Source organism: Aeromicrobium panaciterrae (genome assembly GCF_031457275.1).
GTDB lineage: Bacteria > Actinomycetota > Actinomycetes > Propionibacteriales > Nocardioidaceae > Aeromicrobium > Aeromicrobium panaciterrae_A.
On the sequence record NZ_JAVDWH010000001.1, the window covers coordinates 807,711 to 824,520 of the forward strand.

Consider the following 16,810-nt stretch of genomic DNA (forward strand, 5'->3'; position numbering starts at 1 on the left):
GGGATCAGGAATCGTACTTGTAGCCCAGGCCGCGGACTGTCGTCAGCGTTGCCGGGTTCGTGGGGTCGGGCTCGATCTTGGCGCGCAGCCGCTTGACGTGTACGTCGAGAGTTTTGGTGTCGCCCACGTAGTCGGCACCCCACACGCGGTCGATCAGCTGACCACGGGTGAGCACGCGCCCGGGATTGCGCAGGAAGTACTCGAGGAGCTCGAACTCCTTGAGCGGGAATCGGGTCACTTCGCCGTCGATCGTGACGAGGTGGCGATCGACATCCATACGTACGCGACCCAGCTCGAGTGACGCGTTCTCGTCGACGTCGTCGGTGGTGCCGCGGCGGAGAACTGCGCGGATGCGGGCGACGAGTTCGCGAGGTGAGTAGGGCTTGGTGACGTAGTCATCGGCGCCCAGCTCGAGGCCCACGACCTTGTCGACCTCGGTGTCCTTGGCGCTGACCATGATGATCGGTACCGATGACGTCTGACGGATCGCGCGGCATACCTCCGTGCCGGAGAGGCCCGGCAGCATGAGGTCGAGCAGCACGATGTCCGCGCCATTGCGGTCAAATTCCGTCAGCGCATCAGGGCCGGTCTCGGCGATGGCCACCTCGAAGCCCTCCTTGCGGAGTACGTACGACAACGCTTCGCTGTAGCTCGTCTCATCCTCGACGACCAATACCTTCGTCACTGCTGCTCCTCATCAAGTTCCTGGGTGTATGCCGGCATCACGAGCGTGAAGGACGAACCCAGACCGGGCTCGCTCCACACTTCCACGGTGCCGCCGTTGCTGGCGGCGACGTGCTTGACGATCGACAAGCCGAGTCCTGTGCCGCCGGTGGCGCGTGCCCTTGCCGGGTCGACGCGGTAAAAGCGCTCGAAGATGCGGTCGAGCTCGTCATTGGGGATGCCGATGCCGTTGTCAGCAACCGTTATCCGTATGTTTTCGCCTTCGTGTGTCGCGGAAACGGTGACCCGTGAGCCCTCTGGGCTATAGGTCACGGCGTTCTCCACGAGGTTGCTGACCGCTGCATGTAGCTGGGCGCGATCGCCGTGGATGTAGAGCTCGGACTCGACGTTCGTGACGATCTCGATGTCCTTCTTCTCCGAGTCCGTCGCGGAATGCTCGCAGGCCTCGGAGATGAGCTCGCCGACCTTGATGATGGTGGCGTCATCGCTCAGCAGGTCGTTCTGGAGTCGTGACAGATCGATGATCTGTTGCACCAGGCGGGTCAGTCGCTCGCTCTCGGTGTGCATGCGGTCGGAGAAACGTACGACGGCCTCGGGATCGTCCTTGGCCTCGGCGACGGCCTCAGCCAGCAGGTTGAGAGCGCCGATCGGTGTCTTGAGCTCGTGGCTGACATTGGCGACGAAGTCCCGGCGTACGGTCTCGACACGCTGCTCGCGGGTGCGGTCGTCCGCGAGCACAAGGATCAGTCGGGAACCGAGCGGAGCAACTCGCGCGTGAATGTATGAAGTCGTGCCCCGCTTGGGCTGGAGGGAGATGTCGGCCTGGCGCACCTGACCGTCACGACGCACCTGGCGTACAAGGGTCATCAGCTCTTCGGGCTGGAGGCGATCCTCGTGAACGATGCCCATTGCGTGGGCCGGCGCCGAGGCCTGCACCACGGTGTCGGAGGTGTCGATCAGAACCGATGAGGAAGGCAGCACGGCAAGGACTGCTTCGACACCGGCGGGGATGACGGGCACTGTTTCGACCATCGTGTTCTGACGTCTTTCGCTGAATCGCCACATGAATGTGATTGCAGAACCGATGACAGCACCGATCACTCCCGCGATCAGAAACCCTGCGCTCGTATCCACATATCGATCGTAGGGTGAAGAGCTCGAACTTCTTGTCTCCGCAGGCCAATACCGAAGCGACCTTCAGACCCTGTTCACGGCGCGTTCACCGTAGGTCGCCGTCCGTTCATCCCGTTTGCCTAAAGTAGGGGCATGCGAGATCAGTATTACGAACAGCTTGATGCCATCGTCGACGACTTGGTGAGCCTGACGGGTTCCGTACGTAAGGCCGTCGCCGAATCAACGCGCGCGCTGCTTGAGGCCGACGGCAACGTCGCCGAAGCAGTCATCGCCGGAGACAAGGACATCGACGAGGCGACCGAAATGATCGAGGAGCGTGCGCTCCTCTTGCTGGCAACTCAGCAACCAGTCGCCACCGACCTCCGCCAGCTCGTCGCGACGTTGCGCATGCTGACCGATCTGCAGCGCATGGGCGATCTGTCCGTCCACGTTGCCAAGGTCGCACGCCGTCGCATGCCCGACTCGGCGGTGCCGGTCAAGCTTCATCCGACGATCGCGGCCATGGCTTCGGTTGCCGACTCGATGATCGACTCAGCGTCGCGCATCGTCGCCAACCGTGACGTCAAGGCTGCCGCCGAGCTCGAGGCCGAGGACGACGAGATGGACAAGCTCCGCCGCGAGCTCCTTCGTTCGGTCCTCAACGTCGAGTGGCAGCACGGTGTCGAGCCGGCCATCGACCTGGCACTGCTGGGTCGTTACTACGAGCGCATCGGCGATCACGCGGTGTCGATGGCGCGTCGCGTCGTCTACCTCGTGACTGGCCAGGGCCAGCTCACCTAGACCAACCTCTGCAGCACCCTCGGGCCTCACCACGTACGCCGTGGTCGGGGCCCGTTGTGGTTAGTGAGCGGCTTCTTCGGTCTCTTCGGCTTCGGGCTCTCCGCCGGGCGTGCCGCCGGTGACCTTGTCGTAGTCGGCTGTACGCGCGACGACAGGGATTTCGATTGTGACCGGGGCTGAGTCGGTGAAGGTGAACGTCGCCTTGACGTAGTAGCCAGCCTCGGCGCCATCGGTGACCGTGAAGCCACCAGCGTCGGAGGCTCCTCCGAGAGTGGCGAGCTGTTTGTCGGCCAGAGGCAGCAGCGAACGCAGACCGCGAACGGGCAACTCCTTGCCATCCAAAGTTGTGACCGTGACGTTGGAGAGACCCTGCTCGTCGCCCGTGTTGTTGACGAAGCCGGCCGACACTGTCGCCGAGCCATCCTCGTTCGCAACGAGAAGCGCGTTCAGGATGTCGACATCGCCATGCTCGTTGGCGCCGACGCCGGCCTGGTACTGCTGGTTGGTCTGCGCTTCAAAGCCGCAGGCGCTGAGGGCCAGGAGAGTCGTAGCGGCGAATGTGGCCGCGAGGCGACGTCGTACGGAGCTCACTGGTTGCCTGCTTTCGTTGGTCGGACATCGATCCAAAGTCGTCGCGCCGATCGTATCGGAGCGTCTTCCAAATGGTGACTTTGACCTCTGGCAAGAGCGTCTGCTACGGGTCTCATACCAAGAAACGGGCCCGAGCGCTGTCGGCTGCGCATGTTATCCTTGTCACCTAGGAAAGGTACTTTCTCTATGACTTTTACTGTCGGCGAAACCGTTGTTTACCCAAACCACGGTGCTGCAGTCATCGAAGACATCGAAACCCGACAGATCAAGGGCGAGGACCACGATTACCTGGTTCTCCGGATCGTTTCCCAGACTGACCTGATCGTCCGCGTCCCGGCCCGCAACGTTGACCTGGTCGGCGTTCGCGATGTTGTCGACCTGGCTGGTCTGGAGCGCGTCTTCGACGTGCTGCGCGCCGAGCATGTCGAAGAGCCGACCAACTGGTCGCGCCGCTACAAGGCCAACCTCGAGAAGCTTCACTCCGGTGACGTCCTCAAGGTTGCCGAGGTCGTACGCGATCTGTGGCGCCGCGATCACGAGCGCGGACTGTCTGCCGGTGAGAAGCGCATGTTGGCCAAGGCCCGTCAGATCCTGGTCTCCGAGCTTGCGCTCGCGGAGAAGACCAACGAGGACAAGGCCGAGATTCGTCTCGACGAAGTTCTCGCTTCCTGACCCAAAGCACCCGTACGAGGCCCCCGACTTTCGAGTCGGGGGTTTCGTCGTTTCCGGGGACCTGGTGTCAGGCCTGGAACAAGATTGCGGTCGCGATCGCGGCGATGCCTTCGCCTCGACCAGTCAGCCCGAGACCGTCAGTCGTGGTCGCCGAGAGTGACACGGGTGCACCGATCGCATCGCTGAGTACGCGCTCGGCCTGCTCGCGCTTGGTCGAGATCTTGGGCCGGTTGCCGATCGCTTGCACTGAGACGTTGCCGATGCTCCAACCTGCGGCTCGTACGCGTCGGGCTGTCTCGCGAAGGAAGTCGGTCCCGGCAGCGTCTGCCCACTCGGGCTCGGCACTGCCGAAGTGGCTGCCAATGTCTCCCAGGCCCGCGGCGCCGAGGACGGCATCGACGATCGCGTGAGCAACGCAGTCTCCGTCGGAGTGCCCCTCAAGCCCCTGATCCTCGTCGGGCCATTCGAGTCCGGCGAGCCACAACGTACGACCTGGCACGAGCTTGTGTACGTCGGTGCCAACGCCGATTCGAGGAGAGCTCACACGTTGATCATGCCGTACACCAAGCGGGGTGTGGCTGTGGCGGCGACAATGGACAGGTGACTCCACGACGAGGTTTAGCCAGCGGAATGCTCGCGGCTGCGGCCGCGGTGGGAGTGAGCGAGGCGCTCGCTGCGGTGTTCAACTTGCGTGAGTCGCCCGTGTTGGCGCTGGGGCAGACCGTCATCAAGCTGACTCCTGGTGGGATCGCCGAGGGGATCATCAGCGTCGTCGGCAAGAACGACAAACCACTGGCCGTCGCATCTGTGCTCGTTGCGATCCTCCTGCTGGGTGGGCTGGCCGGGTTGTGGTGGAGCGCTCGTCGCGCGTGGTCCCTCGCCTTGATCGGCGTGCTGGTGGTCGCGGCTTCCGCAGCGATGGTCGGTCGACCGTATGCGTACGGTGTCGGCGTGGTTGTCTGCGTCATCGCTGGGGCCGTGGTGCTCAGCGTCCTGGCGGTGCTGCATCGAGCTGAGGTCGAGCCAGCTTCAGGCCGCCGCGACTTCCTGCGTACGGCTGCCATCATCGGGGTGGCGACTGTCATTGCCGGTGGAGCTGGTGAGCTGCTCGGCTCGCGGCGACGTCGCCGGCAACAGATCGAGCGTGCGCGTACAGCTCTGCGAGTCCCGTCTCGCAATGTCGCGGTGCCTTCAGGTGTCGACTTCGGTGCCAAGGATCAACCCCGCTGGCTCACTCCGAACGACGAGTTCTATCGCATCGACACCTCGCTCACGCCACCGCTGATCGACCCGAACGAGTGGAGATTGCGCATTCACGGGATGGTCGACCGCGAGATCACCCTGACCTACCAAGACCTGCTCGATCGGGGCCTCGCGGACGCCTGGATCACGATCTGCTGCGTCTCCAACCGCGTCGGCGGCGACCTGATCGGCAACACCACGTGGGGCGGTGTCCCGATCAAGGACCTGCTCGACGAGGTGGGGATCAAGCCGGGTGCAGATGCGTTGCTCTCGACGTCGGAGGACGGCTGGACCTGCGGCACCCCTCTTGAGGCGCTGACTGATGGCCGAAACGCGTTGCTTGCGCTGACGATGAACGGTGAGCCGCTGCCGATCCCGCACGGCTTCCCGGTCCGCCAGGTCGTACCCGGTCTGTACGGATACGTGTCTGCCACCAAGTGGGTCACAGATTGGGAGATCACCCGCTTTGCCGACTTCGAGGCCTATTGGAGTCAGAGGGGCTGGGCCGACCAGGCTCCGATCAAGACTCAGGCGCGCATCGACCTGCCACGCGGGCAGGCCTCGGCCGGCAAGGTCAATGTCGCCGGAGTCGCCTGGGAGCCCAATGTCGGCATCAGCGGAGTCGAGGTCCGCATTGATGGCGGGGATTGGCAGAAGGCAACGCTTGCCAAGGTGCCCAACGTCGACACCTGGGTGCAGTGGGCTTTTCAGTGGGATGCGGACAAGGGCGATCACACGATCGAAGCGCGCGCGATCAACAACAACGGCGAGCCGCAGACGGGCGAATTCGCCGGCGTCCTGCCCGACGGAGCCACCGGCTACCCGGGAATCGGCGTCAAGGTCGTCTAGCTACCAGCGCGCTGTGTCGCTGGGGAGCGCGCGACTCGTCGGGCGGATGACGTAGACGACGCCGCCGCTGCCTCCGAGCCACGCCTTCTCGAACTGCGAGCGCGAATAGACCCTTCGCACGGTGGAGTTCTTGGACGCCGCCGGGTCGTTGGTGATGACCCTGCCGTCTGCGGCGAAGCCGCGAATCACCAGCAGGTGACCCGGCGTCGACGAGATGGGGGAACCGGTGAGCTCGCCCGATTTGAACGCAATTGACGCCACGAGCGGGATGCCTGCCTTGATGAAGGCCTCGGCATCGCGCAGGTTGGTGAGCCGCGTGACGAAGCTGTCGAGGGAGTAGCCCGCGGAGTAGGCCGTGTTGAACGGCCAGTTGCCGGTGCCTTCATAGCGATAGTCGTACGTGTAGCGGGCGGCGTGGTTGACGTAGCCCTCCGCGAAGCGAGTCCAGTCGTAGTCGGCCGGGGTCGGGCCGGCACCGAAGTAGCGCATGATCATCGAGGTGGAAGTCGGCGAGCACCAGGCCTCCCCGCCCCCGCCCCACTGCGGGTGCTGTCCGCTGTGGGTCATCTGCGACGACATCGGCACCGACAAGTCCTTCGTTGATGTCATGGTGGTTGCACTCGTGCTGGTCGAGCGCGTTGCATAGGTGGCGGCTACGCCATTGACGGCGAAAAGCGTGGGCTTCGCCGTGGTGGTGACGCTCTGCATCAGATGGACTCGAACCTGCCAGCCGGTGAACGTCTTGCCGCTGTTGGCGATGATCGTGTCGGTCGACAGCTTGGCGAGATCATCGGTCTGCGAGGTGTAGGACGTGCGCTTGATGTCGTCCGTGCCGGTGGCGTAGCGCGCGACCGTGTCCCAGCTGCCGACCGTTGCCGCGCTGCGTACGCGGACCTCGATCCTGGCCCAGGTGCGACCCGGGGTCTTGATGCTCCACGAAGGGATGAGGGTGCGGGCGTCGAAGCCGGCGTCCTGCCAGGGTGACGTCCACGCGCCGGTGCGATAGCTCCTGGCGCCGCCGGTCACTCGCGGATCGTCGTACGTGATCGTGGAGGTCTCTTCGCCCAGGGTCATCGAGCCTGAGCCGGCGGAGAGGGCGACCGAGGTGCCGGCGGCGAAGTCGGTCGAGCTGGTCCATCGGGCGAACGACGCCTGGTCGGACTCTGCAGCCGATGCGGGAGCAGCCGCCAGCGCCGAGAGGCACAGGGCAGCCGCAAGTACGAGCCTGGGGAAGTGGGCCATCGATCCATCGTAGGTGACGGATGTGGCCAATGGGATAGAAGTGACTCGGTCGCCCCGCGAAACAGCGGCGGGATCACGAGGCCGGAGCCGATAAGGTTGACCCGTGCCATTCCAGCTCTTCGACACCGCAACGCGACAGGTCCGCGAGCTGGATCTCGTGCATCCCGGCAGGGTTTCGGTCTATCACTGCGGACTCACCGTGCAGGGCCCGCCGCACATCGGCCACATTCGCAAAGAGGTCGTGTTCGACGTACTGCGTCGCTGGCTTGAGCACTCCGGGCTCGAGGTCACGATCGTCGCCAATGTCACCGACATCGACGACAAGATCCTCGCCAAGGGCGTCGAGCAGGAGCGGCCGTGGTTCGCCGTGGCTTATGAGAACGAGCGCGCGCTGCACGCGGCGTACGAGGTGCTTGGTTGCGTACCGCCGACGTACGAGCCCCGCGCCACCGGCGTCGTGCCCGAGATGATCGAGATGATGCAGACGCTCATCGAGCGCGGTCACGCCTACGCGGCTGAGGACGGATCCGGTGACGTCTACTTCGACGTACGGTCGTGGCCCTCGTACGGCGAGCTGTCCAACCAGAAGATCGACGACATGCAGGCCGCCGAGGACGCACCGCCGGAGGGCAAGCGCGACGCCCGCGACTTTGCGTTGTGGAAGGGCCACAAGGAAGGCGACCCCGAGTCCGCGTCCTGGCCGACGCCGTGGGGACGCGGCCGACCCGGCTGGCACCTTGAGTGCTCGGCGATGGCGGCGAAGTACCTCGGCCACGAGTTCGACATCCACGGCGGCGGTCTCGACCTGCGCTTCCCGCACCACGAGAACGAGCTGGCCCAGTCGTCAGCGGCGGGTCAGAAGTTCGCGCGCAACTGGATGCACAACGCGATGCTCAACCTGTCGGGTTCCAAGATGAGCAAGTCCGTCGGCAACACGTTGCTGGTCAGCGAAGTCGTCAAGCGCGTACGTCCGATCGACCTGCGCTACTACCTCGCCGCGTCGCACTACCGTTCAATCGTCGAGTTCTCCGAGGAGTCGCTGTCCGAAGCGGCCACGGCCTTCGCCCGCATTGAGGGCTTCGTGCGTCGTGCTGCTGAGCTGGTCGGTCCCGGCGAGCTCGGTTCCCCAAGCCCCGAGTTCGCAGCTGCAATGGACGATGACCTCTCTGTGCCAGCCGCTCTGGCCGCTCTTCAGGCCGTGATCGCCGACGGCAACAAGGTGATCGGCAGCGGTGACACTTCATCGCTGGTGGGCATTCTTGCTGCCGTACGAGGCATGCTCGACGTTCTCGGTTTGGATCCCTTGGCCTCCACGTGGGATCGTGGGGGTGACGATGCTGCGTACGCGCAGGTGATCGACTCCCTCGTGGGCGGGCTGCTTGAGCAGCGCCAGGAGGCGCGGGCCAACAAGGACTTCGCTGCCGCGGACCGAGTTCGCGACCAGCTCAGCGCTGCCGGCATCGACATCGAGGACACGCCGCAGGGTGCGCGCTGGTCCGTGAAGGGTGACTGACATGCCGGGCAACAGCAAGCGCAAGGGCGCGATCAAGAAGACCGGCAAGGGCAACCCCACGGCCGGATCAGGTGGCCGTCGCCGCCAGGGCCTCGAGGGCAAGGGACCGACGCCGCGCGCCGAGGATCGCCCCAACCACAAGATCTACAAGATGAAGAACGCGACGCAGAAGCGTGAAGCCGCGCGTCCCAAGCGCAAGACCGGCGATGCCGCCGAGTGGGTGGCTGGACGCAACCCGGTCGTCGAGCTGCTGCGCGCGACTGTGCCGATCCACGCCCTGTATGTCGCTGAGGGCACCGAGCGCGACGATCGCATCCGCGAGATCTTCAAGCTCGCCGCCGAACAGCACATCAGCTTGCTGGAGATTGGTCGCATCGAGCTCGACAAGCTGACCGGTGGAGCCGTTCACCAGGGCATCGCAGCCAAGCTCAACGCGTACGAATACGCCGACCCGGCCATCTTTGCGCGCAACGCCGCAGAGCTGGGCGAGCCGGCACTGATTGTGATGCTCGATGGAGTCACCGATCCCCGCAACCTCGGAGCCGTTATTCGCTCCGCCGCCGGCTTCGGCGCCCATGGCGTTGTCATCCCCGAGCGTCGGGCTGCGCACATCACGGCCTCGGCGTGGAAGACGTCAGCCGGTGCCGCTGCCCGCGTGCCCGTTGCTCGCGTCACCAACCTGACGCGTCAGCTCAAGGCGTTTCAGGACGAGGGCATGATGGTCATCGGCTTGGCTGCCGACGGCGATGTCAACCTGCCCGACTCACAGATGATCGACGGACCCGTCGTCGTAGTGATCGGCAGCGAGGGCAAGGGGCTGTCACGGCTCGTCTCCGAGACCTGCGATGAGCTGGTCTCGATCCCGATGTCGACAGGCCTGGAGTCGCTCAACGCTGGTGTCGCTGCGGGTATCGCGCTCTACGCGATCGCCCAAGCACGGGCTTAACCCAGAACGCGGTCGAGGTACTCGTTGCTGAACGTCCGTTGCGGGTCGAGCTGGTCGCGGATCGCAACGAAGTCGTTGAACTTCGCGTAGCGCTGCGCGAAATACGACGAGTCGAGCGTGTGGATCTTGCCCCAGTGCGGGCGGCCCTCATATGACCTGAAAATGTCTTGCGCTGCAGCGAAGTAGTCCGTGTAGTCGCTTCGTACGTATTGGTGCACGGCAACATAGACGTTGTCGCGTTCGTGACCGGTCGACATCCAGACGTCATCGGCGGCGGTGAAGCGAACCTCGATCGGGAACGAGATGTTCTCGTGACCGGCGCCGAACCACTTCTTCAGTTCGGCGAGGACATCACCGAGTGCCTCTCGCGGCATGGCGAACTCGGACTCGCGGAACCGTACGGTGCGCGGCGAGACGAACACGTTGTAGGAGTCGTCGACGTACTCGCGAGCGCTGAGCGTCGAAGCGGCGATGCTGTTGACCTTCGGGATCCAGCTCCGCTTGCGGGCGACGATGCGGTTGATGCCTTCGAAGGCGGTGTTGCTGAGGAACTCGTCGTCGAGCCAGTGCTTGAACTTGCCGATCGGCTTGCGCGCGGTGCCCTCGGGCACGCGATTGTTGCGCTTGATCATGGTCTTCTCGGTGTGCGGGAACCAGTAGAACTCGAAGTGGTCGTTGTTGCCGACCAGGTCGTCGATGCCCTCAAGCACCTCGGGCAGGGCCATCGGCTCCTCTCGAGCGTGCAGGAGGAAGGCCGGTACGCACTGCAGGGTGACTTCGGTCAGGATGCCGAGCGCGCCGAGAGTGACGCGCGATGCGCCAAACCAGGCATGCGACTCGTCGATCTCAAGCACCTCGCCGTCGCCAGTCACAAGCTGCACGCCGACCACTGTCTTGGAGATGCCGAACAACTTGTCGCCAGTGCCGTGAGTGCCAGTCGACACCGCACCAGCCACGGACTGAGGGTCGACATCGCCGAGGTTGGGCAGCGCGAGTCCGAGCGCATTGAGCTGAGGGTTGAGCTCGTGCAGCGAGACACCGGCCTGCACCCGAACGCGAGCCGTCGCCGGATCGTGGCTGATGATCTTGTTCATGCGATCCAGGCGGAGCAGGATTCCGTCGGTTGCCGCAATCGCGGTGAACGAGTGGCTTGCGCCGACTGCCTTGATCTTGATCCCAGCCGCGACGGCCTCACGTACGAGCGAAGACACTTCGGCCGTCGACGTGGGGTGCGCAATGCGCTCCGGATGCGTCTCGACGCTGCGGCCCCAGTTCTGCCAGTGCTCAGCCAAAGTTCTTGCCCTCTCCGCGATAGGTCGGTACGCGTTCGATGCGGCCGTCAGCCGCGACGATGGCGATCTCGTTGAATCGTTCGCACATCTCGCCAGCCTTGGCGTAGCGCATCACTACTCGATCGCCGATGCTCAGATCGCGCGCGGCCTTGCCCTTCACTGGGCTCTGAACTTCGCCGGCACCTTCGGTGCTGATGGCCTTGAGGCCCTCGGGCCAGGTCGGCTCCGGCTGGCGGTTCTTGTTGGTCGGACCGGAGGCGATGTAACCACCGGCGAACAACGTCGCGATGTCAGGCGCTGGCTTGCGTACGACAGAAAGCACGAAGTACGCCGCGGGCCGTGCCTCGAAGGCGTCGTAGCCGTCGAACAGCGTCGGTACGAACAGCCCGGAGCCCGCGGTCAGCTCGGTGATCGCAGGATCTGCGCCGGTGACCTCAAGGCTGCCGGTGCCGCCAGCGTTGATGATCTCGAGCTTGGCGTGCTCGCTGACGGCGGCGATCACCTTGCTGCGGCGCTCGAGCAGGTCAGAGTTGGAACGCTTCTTGACGAGCCGTACGGCGGGCGAGGTGTCAGGCAGTCCGGCGATCTGCGCGTCGTAGAACATCACGCCGACCAGGTCGAAGCCCTTGCGACCTGCGATTGCCTTGGCCAGCACGCCAGCTTCGCCGGCATGGTGAACAGGGGAGCGACGAACGCCGAGGTGCGCTGGTCCGATCTTGAGCGATGAGTCGACGTCGATCGCGACCCGGATCGCGGGATGGTCCGCGCCGAGCAGGCTGTCGATGTGGTCGAGGGACTCTGTGCTGTCGACCATGACGGTGATCGCCGCACGCTTGCGATCGTCGGCGACGAGCTCTTTGAGTGCCGACGCGCTGGTCGTCGGGTAGGCCAGCAGGATGTCGTCGATGCCGTTGTCGACCAACCAGTTGGACTCGGCGAGCGAGTAGGACATGACACCGGCAAAGCCTTTGCGAGCCAGAGTGCGATCGATGATTGATCGAACGCGTACGGACTTGCTTGCGACTCGGATCGGCACACCAGCTGCTCGGCGTACGAGATCGTCGGCGTTCGCCCACACCGCGGGCTCGTCCACAACTGCGAATGGAGTGTCGAGATCGGCGGTGGCTTTGAGGAGTCGGTCGAACGGTTCTGGCACCTAGACAGTATGCCGCGCGGGTGGTTCGGGGCCTCCACTACGATGGTCGTCGGACCTTAGGGTCCATGCCCCTGTAGCTCAGTTGGTAGAGCGTCTCACTTGTAATGAGAATGTCGCGGGTTCGACTCCTGTCGGGGGCTCCAACTACCTGTCGCGCGTGTCCCAGGCGCGTTCGATCTGGCGCATCAGCGCTGGATAGACGATCAAGTAGCGGAACGGCTTGATGAGGTCCATGTAGACCTTGCCGAAGCGGCCACGAGGCTTCACCAGGACCGCCATCTGGCCCTGGTGGTCGCCGTGCCCCTTGTCGACCCAACCGAGGTGCATCATCGCGTGCACTGTCTTGTTGGAGATCTCGGCGGCGGACTCGCGATCTGTTCGGTAGAGCGGGTCGAACGGGAGCGAACCGGAGTCGAAGCCGTCGGTCGTACCGCGCAGATCCGCAGGCAATCGGCTCATCAGGGAGGACTCGTTGTCGCCGGGTATCGGCAGCTTGTCGTCCTCGTCCCAGCCGAACCACTCGCCGAGCTTGTAGCGGACGCCGAACAGAACTCGGCTGATTCGAGACGGGCTGTCGTCGGAGCTCAGGTGAGTCATGACCTCGAGCAGTTGCGCGAAGTCATCGGGGCCACCGTGGACAGGGAGCGCCCAAACGTCCTCAACCTCGAAGTCTGGAGCGATCTCGGCAACACGCCAGCCCTGCTCGTCATGGGCGGAGCGAGGCAGCCTCACACTCAGGACTCTTCGAGGATCTCGGCGGCGTCGTCATCGTTCTCCGGTGCGTTCCACGCGACGGAGTCGTCGATGCGTTCGTTGAGGTAGCGCAGGATCTCCGTGGTCGTTGCGACAACCGGAACAGCGAGGAAGGCGCCGGTGATACCGAAGAGCGTGCCACCCGCGGCGACGCCGAGGAGTACGACTGCGGGGTGCAGGTTCATGGTCTTGCCCTGCAGCATGGGCGACAGGACATTGCCTTCGAGCTGTTGTACGGCGACGACGATGATCAGCACGATCAGCGCATCCTTGGGCTCGTTGGTGACGAGGGTGACCAAGACCGCGAGTGCACCGCTGACGAACGCACCGATGATCGGGATGTACGCGCCGAAGAACGTGACGACGGCCAGTGGGATGGCCAGCGGCGAGCCGATGATGGCGAGGCCCGCGCCGATGATCGCTGCATCAATCAACGCAACGAGTGACTGGACCCGGATGAAGCCGCCGAGCGTGGCCCATGCGCGGTTCGCAACCTCGACGATGTGTCCGCCTGCGCGCTGACCGGCGACAACCTTGACCCACGGCAGGAACTTGTGGCCGTCCTTGACGAAGAAGAAGGTCAGCATGAGCACGAGGATCAAGTTGACGATTGCGGAGGTCGCTGCGCCGATTGTCGAGAAGATGCCGGAGCCGATGGACGTCGCGCTCGACTGCACCTTGTCCTGCAGGGCTTCGATCGCCCGGGTGATCTGTCCCTCGGACAGGTTGAGCGGTTCGCCAGTCAACCAGTCGCGTACCTTCTGCAAACCGTCCGACGCACTGGCGGCGACTTCGCTGGCCTGGCCGGCGACCTGTGGGGTGAGGATCGCGATGACGCCGACGATGGCGCCAATGAAGCCGAGGACGATCGCCATGGCGGCTAGCCCGGCTGGCCACCCTTTCGAGCGCAGCCAAGCGGCAGGTGGTCCCAGAATCGTCGTGACGATCAAAGCCAGGGCGACCGGGAAGATCACGACCCAGGTGTGACCGATGATCCAGCCCAGCACCAAGCCAGCGGCAGCGAGCACGACGATGCGCCAGCCCCACTTCTGCATGACTCCGAGGCCTTCGTCGATGACGACACCGCGGTCACGTATCTGCTTCTCGCTCACGTTCCCAGACTAGGGGTATGAGGCGAACCCGGGACCTAGCCTGCGCCGCCCGCACGGAAGTTGATCCACGCGTCGTTCATGCGCTCGACCTGTCCCGGCGTGAACATGTCCATGCAGGAGTCTTGGCTGTAGTCCATGAAGTTGTGGATGGGGTCGACGCCAGGCGCTGTGCACGTGTCTGCGCCTATTGGGCAGTTGAATTGCGGAGTTGCCTCGCGCGGCGTGTCAGCGACGTAGTCGCCCGAGGCTGCGCAGCCGCTCTTGAACGTGTGCTCCAGCATCAGCCAGTGACCGACCTCGTGAGTCAGCGTGTCTCCGAGCGAGTACTTGCCTGCTGTGCCGCCAGGCATCGACTCATCGAGCATCACGACGCCGTCGATGAAGTCGCGGCCGTTGTTGTAGCCCTTGGGGAAGTACGCCCAGCCGAGCAGGCCTCCGCCGATGTTGGCGGAGTAGACGTTGAGCGTCTTGGAGTCGCCTTCGTACAGCGCCTTCTTCATGTCGCGCTCGTTTTTGCCGGGAACGACGGTGTACCAGGAGGCGTCTGTGGTCCACGTGATCTTTGAGAGGTCAAACCTGAAAGGCGAGTCCGCGGCGTCCGCGGCGGTCGCGCCTGAGTAGGCGTCGTTCAAGACCTGCATCTGGTCACTGATCATCGTCGTCCAGCGCGCCTTTTCAGTGCTGGAAAGTGTGTGATCAGAGACGACGTGGAAAACCGTTGGAATCTCGACGCTTCCATTGGGGAGACGCGGGGCGTCCTTGAGAACGCCGTACGCATTGGCCTCGTTCTTCGGGTAGAGCTCGGGCTCCTTTGCGGTGCTGCCCTCAGCGACCCGCGCGCCGCTCGGGAGGCATTCAGCTGCGCCTGGAGATGGTGCGGCCGAGACAACCTGCGGGCCTGTGGTGGCGGCCAAGAAGCCGGCGGCCAAGGCTGTTGCTGACATCCAACGAATCATCGAACGATTGCGCATGTGGTCCCCCCAGGACGTGGTTTTGGATCAATCTACGCCGAGGTTGGATCAGGTGCGAGTGCCCATTCAACGGGTTCTGCGCCCTGTGCGTCGAGCAGCTCGTTGGCGCGGCTGAAGGGTTTGGAGCCGAAGAACCCGCGCGATGCTGACAGCGGGCTTGGGTGGACCGACTCGATCGTCGGGATGGTGCCGAGCATCGGCTTGAGTCCCTGGGCGTCCCGGCCCCACAGGATGGCGACGAGCGGTTGGTCACGCGCCACCAGTGCACGAATTGCCTGCTCCGTGACGGCCTCCCAGCCCTTGCCGCGATGACTCGCCGGAGTGCCGGGTCGTACGGTCAGCACGCGATTGAGCAGCAGCACGCCCTGCTTGGCCCACGGGCTGAGATCGCCAGACTGTGACGGCTGTATGCCGAGGTCTGCGTGGAGCTCGTTGAAGATGTTGGTCAGACTTCGTGGCAGTGGCCGTACGTCCGGAGCCACCGAGAACGACAACCCAACCGGGTGTCCAGGAGTCGGATAAGGGTCCTGACCGGTGATCAGCACCTTGACGTTGGCCATCGGCTCAGCGAAAGCGCGCAGGATGTTGTCACCAGCAGGAAGGTAGGAGCGGCCAGCCGCAATCTCCTCCCGGAGGAACTGACCCATCGCCTCGATGTTGGCCGCGACAGGTTCGAGGGCCTCCGCCCATTCCGGGTCCATGAGCTCAGACAGCGGCTTCATCCCGCCACCTTCCGCAGAGCTCGTGGGGCCAGCAGCCCAGCGAGCAGGCAACCGATGACCGGTACGGCGAACGCGGTCGTCAGAGATACCCAGTTCGTGAGGATGCCGATAACGGCAGGACCGGCGAGCAGTCCGAGGTAACCAGTGCCGGTGACCCGAGCCAAGTACGTACCCGAAGCGGCCGGATCGATATTGCCTGCGGCACTGAAGAACTGCGGCACGCAGCCGGCGAGCCCGATGCCGAAGACAGCCCAGGCGACGATCGCGACCCATGGCGTCGGCGCCAGCGCCGCACCCAGCAGTCCGACGGCACCGACCAGCGCGGCGCGCTGAACGTACGCGGCGGCGCCAATTCGACCAACGATCCGATCTGCGAGCAGTCGTACGGCCGTCATCGTCACTGAGAATGCGCCGAACGCCCACGCCGCCACGGTCTTGCTGGCGTCGAGCGAGTCGTGCAGGTGCACCGTGCTCCAGTCGTACGCCACGCCTTCGGACAGCAGCAGCACGAAGGCGAGCAGTGACAACAGGATCACGCGGCCGGTCCATGGCGCGCGCTTCACGTCGGCCTGTGCTGGTGCCACCGGTGCAGAACGGAGCAGTCCCAGTCGAGCCACCAACGTGACAACAATTCCTGCGATCGCCGCAACGCCAAGGGTCAGCCGAATGTCGGCGTCGGCAGCGATCAGTACGCCACCGACCAGCGATGCGGCCAGTCCGCCCAGAGAGAAGAACGCGTGGAAGGCGCTGATGATCGGTCGTCCGTACGCGCGCTCAACCTCGACCGCTTGCGCGTTCTGGGCGACGTCGATGATCCCGTTGGCAGCGCCGAAGACACCTAGCGCCACAGCCAGGGCGGTGACGCTGGTCGCCACCGCTGGTCCAATCAGTGCAGCACTGAGGGCGAGCCCGGCGGCGACAGTCACCGGGCGGCTTCCGACCTTGTCGATGAGTCGCCCGCCCACCTGCATACCGACCAGAGCGGTGCCACCCATGAGCAGCAAGAGATAGCCAAGAGTCGCCTTGTCGGCGCCCGTACGGTCGAGGATCTCTGGGATGTGAACGACCCACATGCCGAGCGAAAACCCATTGAGCGCGAAGAACGCGAACGTTGACCTTCGCGCTCGAGTCAGTGGCATGCCTCGACCCTA

At 64.4% G+C, this 16,810-nt stretch carries 17 protein-coding genes and 1 tRNA gene; 6 read left to right on the forward strand and 12 right to left on the reverse strand.

Going from position 1 to position 16,810, the window contains the following annotated elements:
* Nucleotides 1-4: 4 nt before the first annotated feature.
* The gene (locus J2X11_RS04195; protein WP_309967044.1) at nt 5-685 is read right to left on the reverse strand and encodes a response regulator transcription factor; all 681 of its coding nucleotides are present in this window, start codon (nt 683-685) and stop codon (nt 5-7) included.
* Nucleotides 682-1,818, reverse strand: a complete 1,137-nt coding sequence (locus J2X11_RS04200) for a sensor histidine kinase (protein WP_309967046.1) — start codon at nt 1,816-1,818, stop codon at nt 682-684. Before J2X11_RS04200 ends, J2X11_RS04195 begins: the two co-directional genes overlap by 4 nt.
* Nucleotides 1,819-1,950: 132 nt before the next feature.
* Here J2X11_RS04200 and phoU point away from each other — a divergent pair, with 132 nt between their 5' ends.
* The gene (gene phoU, locus J2X11_RS04205; RefSeq protein ID WP_309967048.1) at nt 1,951-2,598 is read left to right on the forward strand and encodes a phosphate signaling complex protein PhoU; all 648 of its coding nucleotides are present in this window, start codon (nt 1,951-1,953) and stop codon (nt 2,596-2,598) included.
* Nucleotides 2,599-2,658: 60 nt separating this feature from the next.
* Here the strand turns inward: phoU and J2X11_RS04210 are convergent, their stop codons facing one another.
* Nucleotides 2,659-3,189 (reverse strand): hypothetical protein, encoded by a 531-nt coding sequence (locus J2X11_RS04210; protein ID WP_309967050.1) that lies wholly within the window; start codon nt 3,187-3,189, stop codon nt 2,659-2,661.
* Between the two features lie 186 nt (nt 3,190-3,375).
* On the opposite strand from J2X11_RS04210, the gene J2X11_RS04215 reads away from it, so the two are divergent.
* Nucleotides 3,376-3,861, forward strand: a complete 486-nt coding sequence (locus J2X11_RS04215; protein ID WP_309967052.1) for a CarD family transcriptional regulator — start codon at nt 3,376-3,378, stop codon at nt 3,859-3,861.
* Nucleotides 3,862-3,928: 67 nt separating this feature from the next.
* On the opposite strand, the gene ispF is transcribed toward J2X11_RS04215, so the two are convergent.
* Nucleotides 3,929-4,405, reverse strand: a complete 477-nt coding sequence (ispF, locus tag J2X11_RS04220) for a 2-C-methyl-D-erythritol 2,4-cyclodiphosphate synthase (protein ID WP_309967054.1) — start codon at nt 4,403-4,405, stop codon at nt 3,929-3,931.
* 56 nt (nt 4,406-4,461) lie between these two features.
* Here ispF and J2X11_RS04225 point away from each other — a divergent pair, with 56 nt between their 5' ends.
* The gene (locus tag J2X11_RS04225) at nt 4,462-5,952 is read left to right on the forward strand and encodes a molybdopterin-dependent oxidoreductase (RefSeq protein WP_309967056.1); all 1,491 of its coding nucleotides are present in this window, start codon (nt 4,462-4,464) and stop codon (nt 5,950-5,952) included.
* Here the strand turns inward: J2X11_RS04225 and J2X11_RS04230 are convergent, their stop codons facing one another.
* On the reverse strand, nt 5,953-7,194 hold the full coding sequence (locus J2X11_RS04230) for a peptidase C39 family protein (RefSeq protein ID WP_309967057.1): 1,242 nt from the start codon (nt 7,192-7,194) through the stop codon (nt 5,953-5,955).
* Between the two features lie 103 nt (nt 7,195-7,297).
* Here J2X11_RS04230 and cysS point away from each other — a divergent pair, with 103 nt between their 5' ends.
* Together cysS and rlmB are read left to right on the forward strand one after the other, a co-directional pair.
* Nucleotides 7,298-8,707: a cysteine--tRNA ligase gene (gene cysS, locus J2X11_RS04235; protein ID WP_309967059.1), complete on the forward strand. Its 1,410-nt coding sequence runs from the start codon at nt 7,298-7,300 to the stop codon at nt 8,705-8,707.
* A 1-nt stretch (nt 8,708) separates the two neighbouring features.
* The gene (gene rlmB, locus J2X11_RS04240) at nt 8,709-9,653 is read left to right on the forward strand and encodes a 23S rRNA (guanosine(2251)-2'-O)-methyltransferase RlmB (protein ID WP_309967061.1); all 945 of its coding nucleotides are present in this window, start codon (nt 8,709-8,711) and stop codon (nt 9,651-9,653) included.
* On the opposite strand, the gene J2X11_RS04245 is transcribed toward rlmB, so the two are convergent.
* Together J2X11_RS04245 and J2X11_RS04250 are read right to left on the reverse strand one after the other, a co-directional pair.
* Nucleotides 9,650-10,945, reverse strand: coding sequence for a D-arabinono-1,4-lactone oxidase (locus J2X11_RS04245; RefSeq protein WP_309967063.1), 1,296 nt, complete (start codon nt 10,943-10,945; stop codon nt 9,650-9,652). The genes rlmB and J2X11_RS04245 overlap by 4 nt on opposite strands.
* A complete protein-coding gene (locus J2X11_RS04250; RefSeq protein ID WP_309967066.1) occupies nt 10,938-12,101 on the reverse strand; it encodes an amino acid deaminase/aldolase in 1,164 nt (387 codons plus the stop codon). The genes J2X11_RS04245 and J2X11_RS04250 overlap by 8 nt, the downstream gene beginning before the upstream one ends.
* Nucleotides 12,102-12,168: 67 nt before the next feature.
* Between J2X11_RS04250 and J2X11_RS04255 the strand changes: the two genes are divergently transcribed.
* Nucleotides 12,169-12,244 (forward strand) — tRNA-Thr (locus J2X11_RS04255).
* Nucleotide 12,245: 1 nt separating this feature from the next.
* On the opposite strand, the gene J2X11_RS04260 is transcribed toward J2X11_RS04255, so the two are convergent.
* Genes J2X11_RS04260 through J2X11_RS04280 form a run of 5 tightly spaced genes read right to left on the reverse strand, consistent with a single transcriptional unit; the run spans nt 12,246 to nt 16,798 of the window.
* Nucleotides 12,246-12,833, reverse strand: a complete 588-nt coding sequence (locus tag J2X11_RS04260; RefSeq protein WP_309967068.1) for a DUF2867 domain-containing protein — start codon at nt 12,831-12,833, stop codon at nt 12,246-12,248.
* A gap of 2 nt (nt 12,834-12,835) precedes the next feature.
* Nucleotides 12,836-13,966, reverse strand: coding sequence for an AI-2E family transporter (locus J2X11_RS04265; RefSeq protein ID WP_309967071.1), 1,131 nt, complete (start codon nt 13,964-13,966; stop codon nt 12,836-12,838).
* A gap of 35 nt (nt 13,967-14,001) precedes the next feature.
* Nucleotides 14,002-14,910, reverse strand: coding sequence for a zinc metalloprotease (locus J2X11_RS04270; RefSeq protein ID WP_309967073.1), 909 nt, complete (start codon nt 14,908-14,910; stop codon nt 14,002-14,004).
* A gap of 59 nt (nt 14,911-14,969) precedes the next feature.
* Nucleotides 14,970-15,659 carry a uracil-DNA glycosylase gene (locus J2X11_RS04275; RefSeq protein WP_309967074.1) on the reverse strand — a complete coding sequence of 230 codons (690 nt, stop codon included), beginning with the start codon at nt 15,657-15,659 and terminating at the stop codon, nt 14,970-14,972.
* Nucleotides 15,656-16,798 carry an MFS transporter gene (locus tag J2X11_RS04280; protein ID WP_309967076.1) on the reverse strand — a complete coding sequence of 381 codons (1,143 nt, stop codon included), beginning with the start codon at nt 16,796-16,798 and terminating at the stop codon, nt 15,656-15,658. Before J2X11_RS04280 ends, J2X11_RS04275 begins: the two co-directional genes overlap by 4 nt.
* Nucleotides 16,799-16,810 lie beyond the last annotated feature (12 nt).

Excerpts from the sequence above, each read along its gene's own strand:
- phoU (WP_309967048.1), top strand. The coding sequence starts at position 1,951 with ATGCGAGATCAGTATTACGAACAGCTTGATGCCATCGTCGACGACTTG.
- J2X11_RS04215 (WP_309967052.1), top strand. The coding sequence starts at position 3,376 with ATGACTTTTACTGTCGGCGAAACCGTTGTTTACCCAAACCACGGTGCT.
- J2X11_RS04230 (WP_309967057.1), bottom strand. The coding sequence starts at position 7,194 with ATGGCCCACTTCCCCAGGCTCGTACTTGCGGCTGCCCTGTGCCTCTCG.
- rlmB (WP_309967061.1), top strand. The coding sequence starts at position 8,709 with ATGCCGGGCAACAGCAAGCGCAAGGGCGCGATCAAGAAGACCGGCAAG.
- J2X11_RS04270 (WP_309967073.1), bottom strand. The coding sequence starts at position 14,910 with ATGTCAGCAACAGCCTTGGCCGCCGGCTTCTTGGCCGCCACCACAGGC.
- J2X11_RS04275 (WP_309967074.1), bottom strand. The coding sequence starts at position 15,659 with ATGAAGCCGCTGTCTGAGCTCATGGACCCGGAATGGGCGGAGGCCCTC.
- J2X11_RS04280 (WP_309967076.1), bottom strand. The coding sequence starts at position 16,798 with ATGCCACTGACTCGAGCGCGAAGGTCAACGTTCGCGTTCTTCGCGCTC.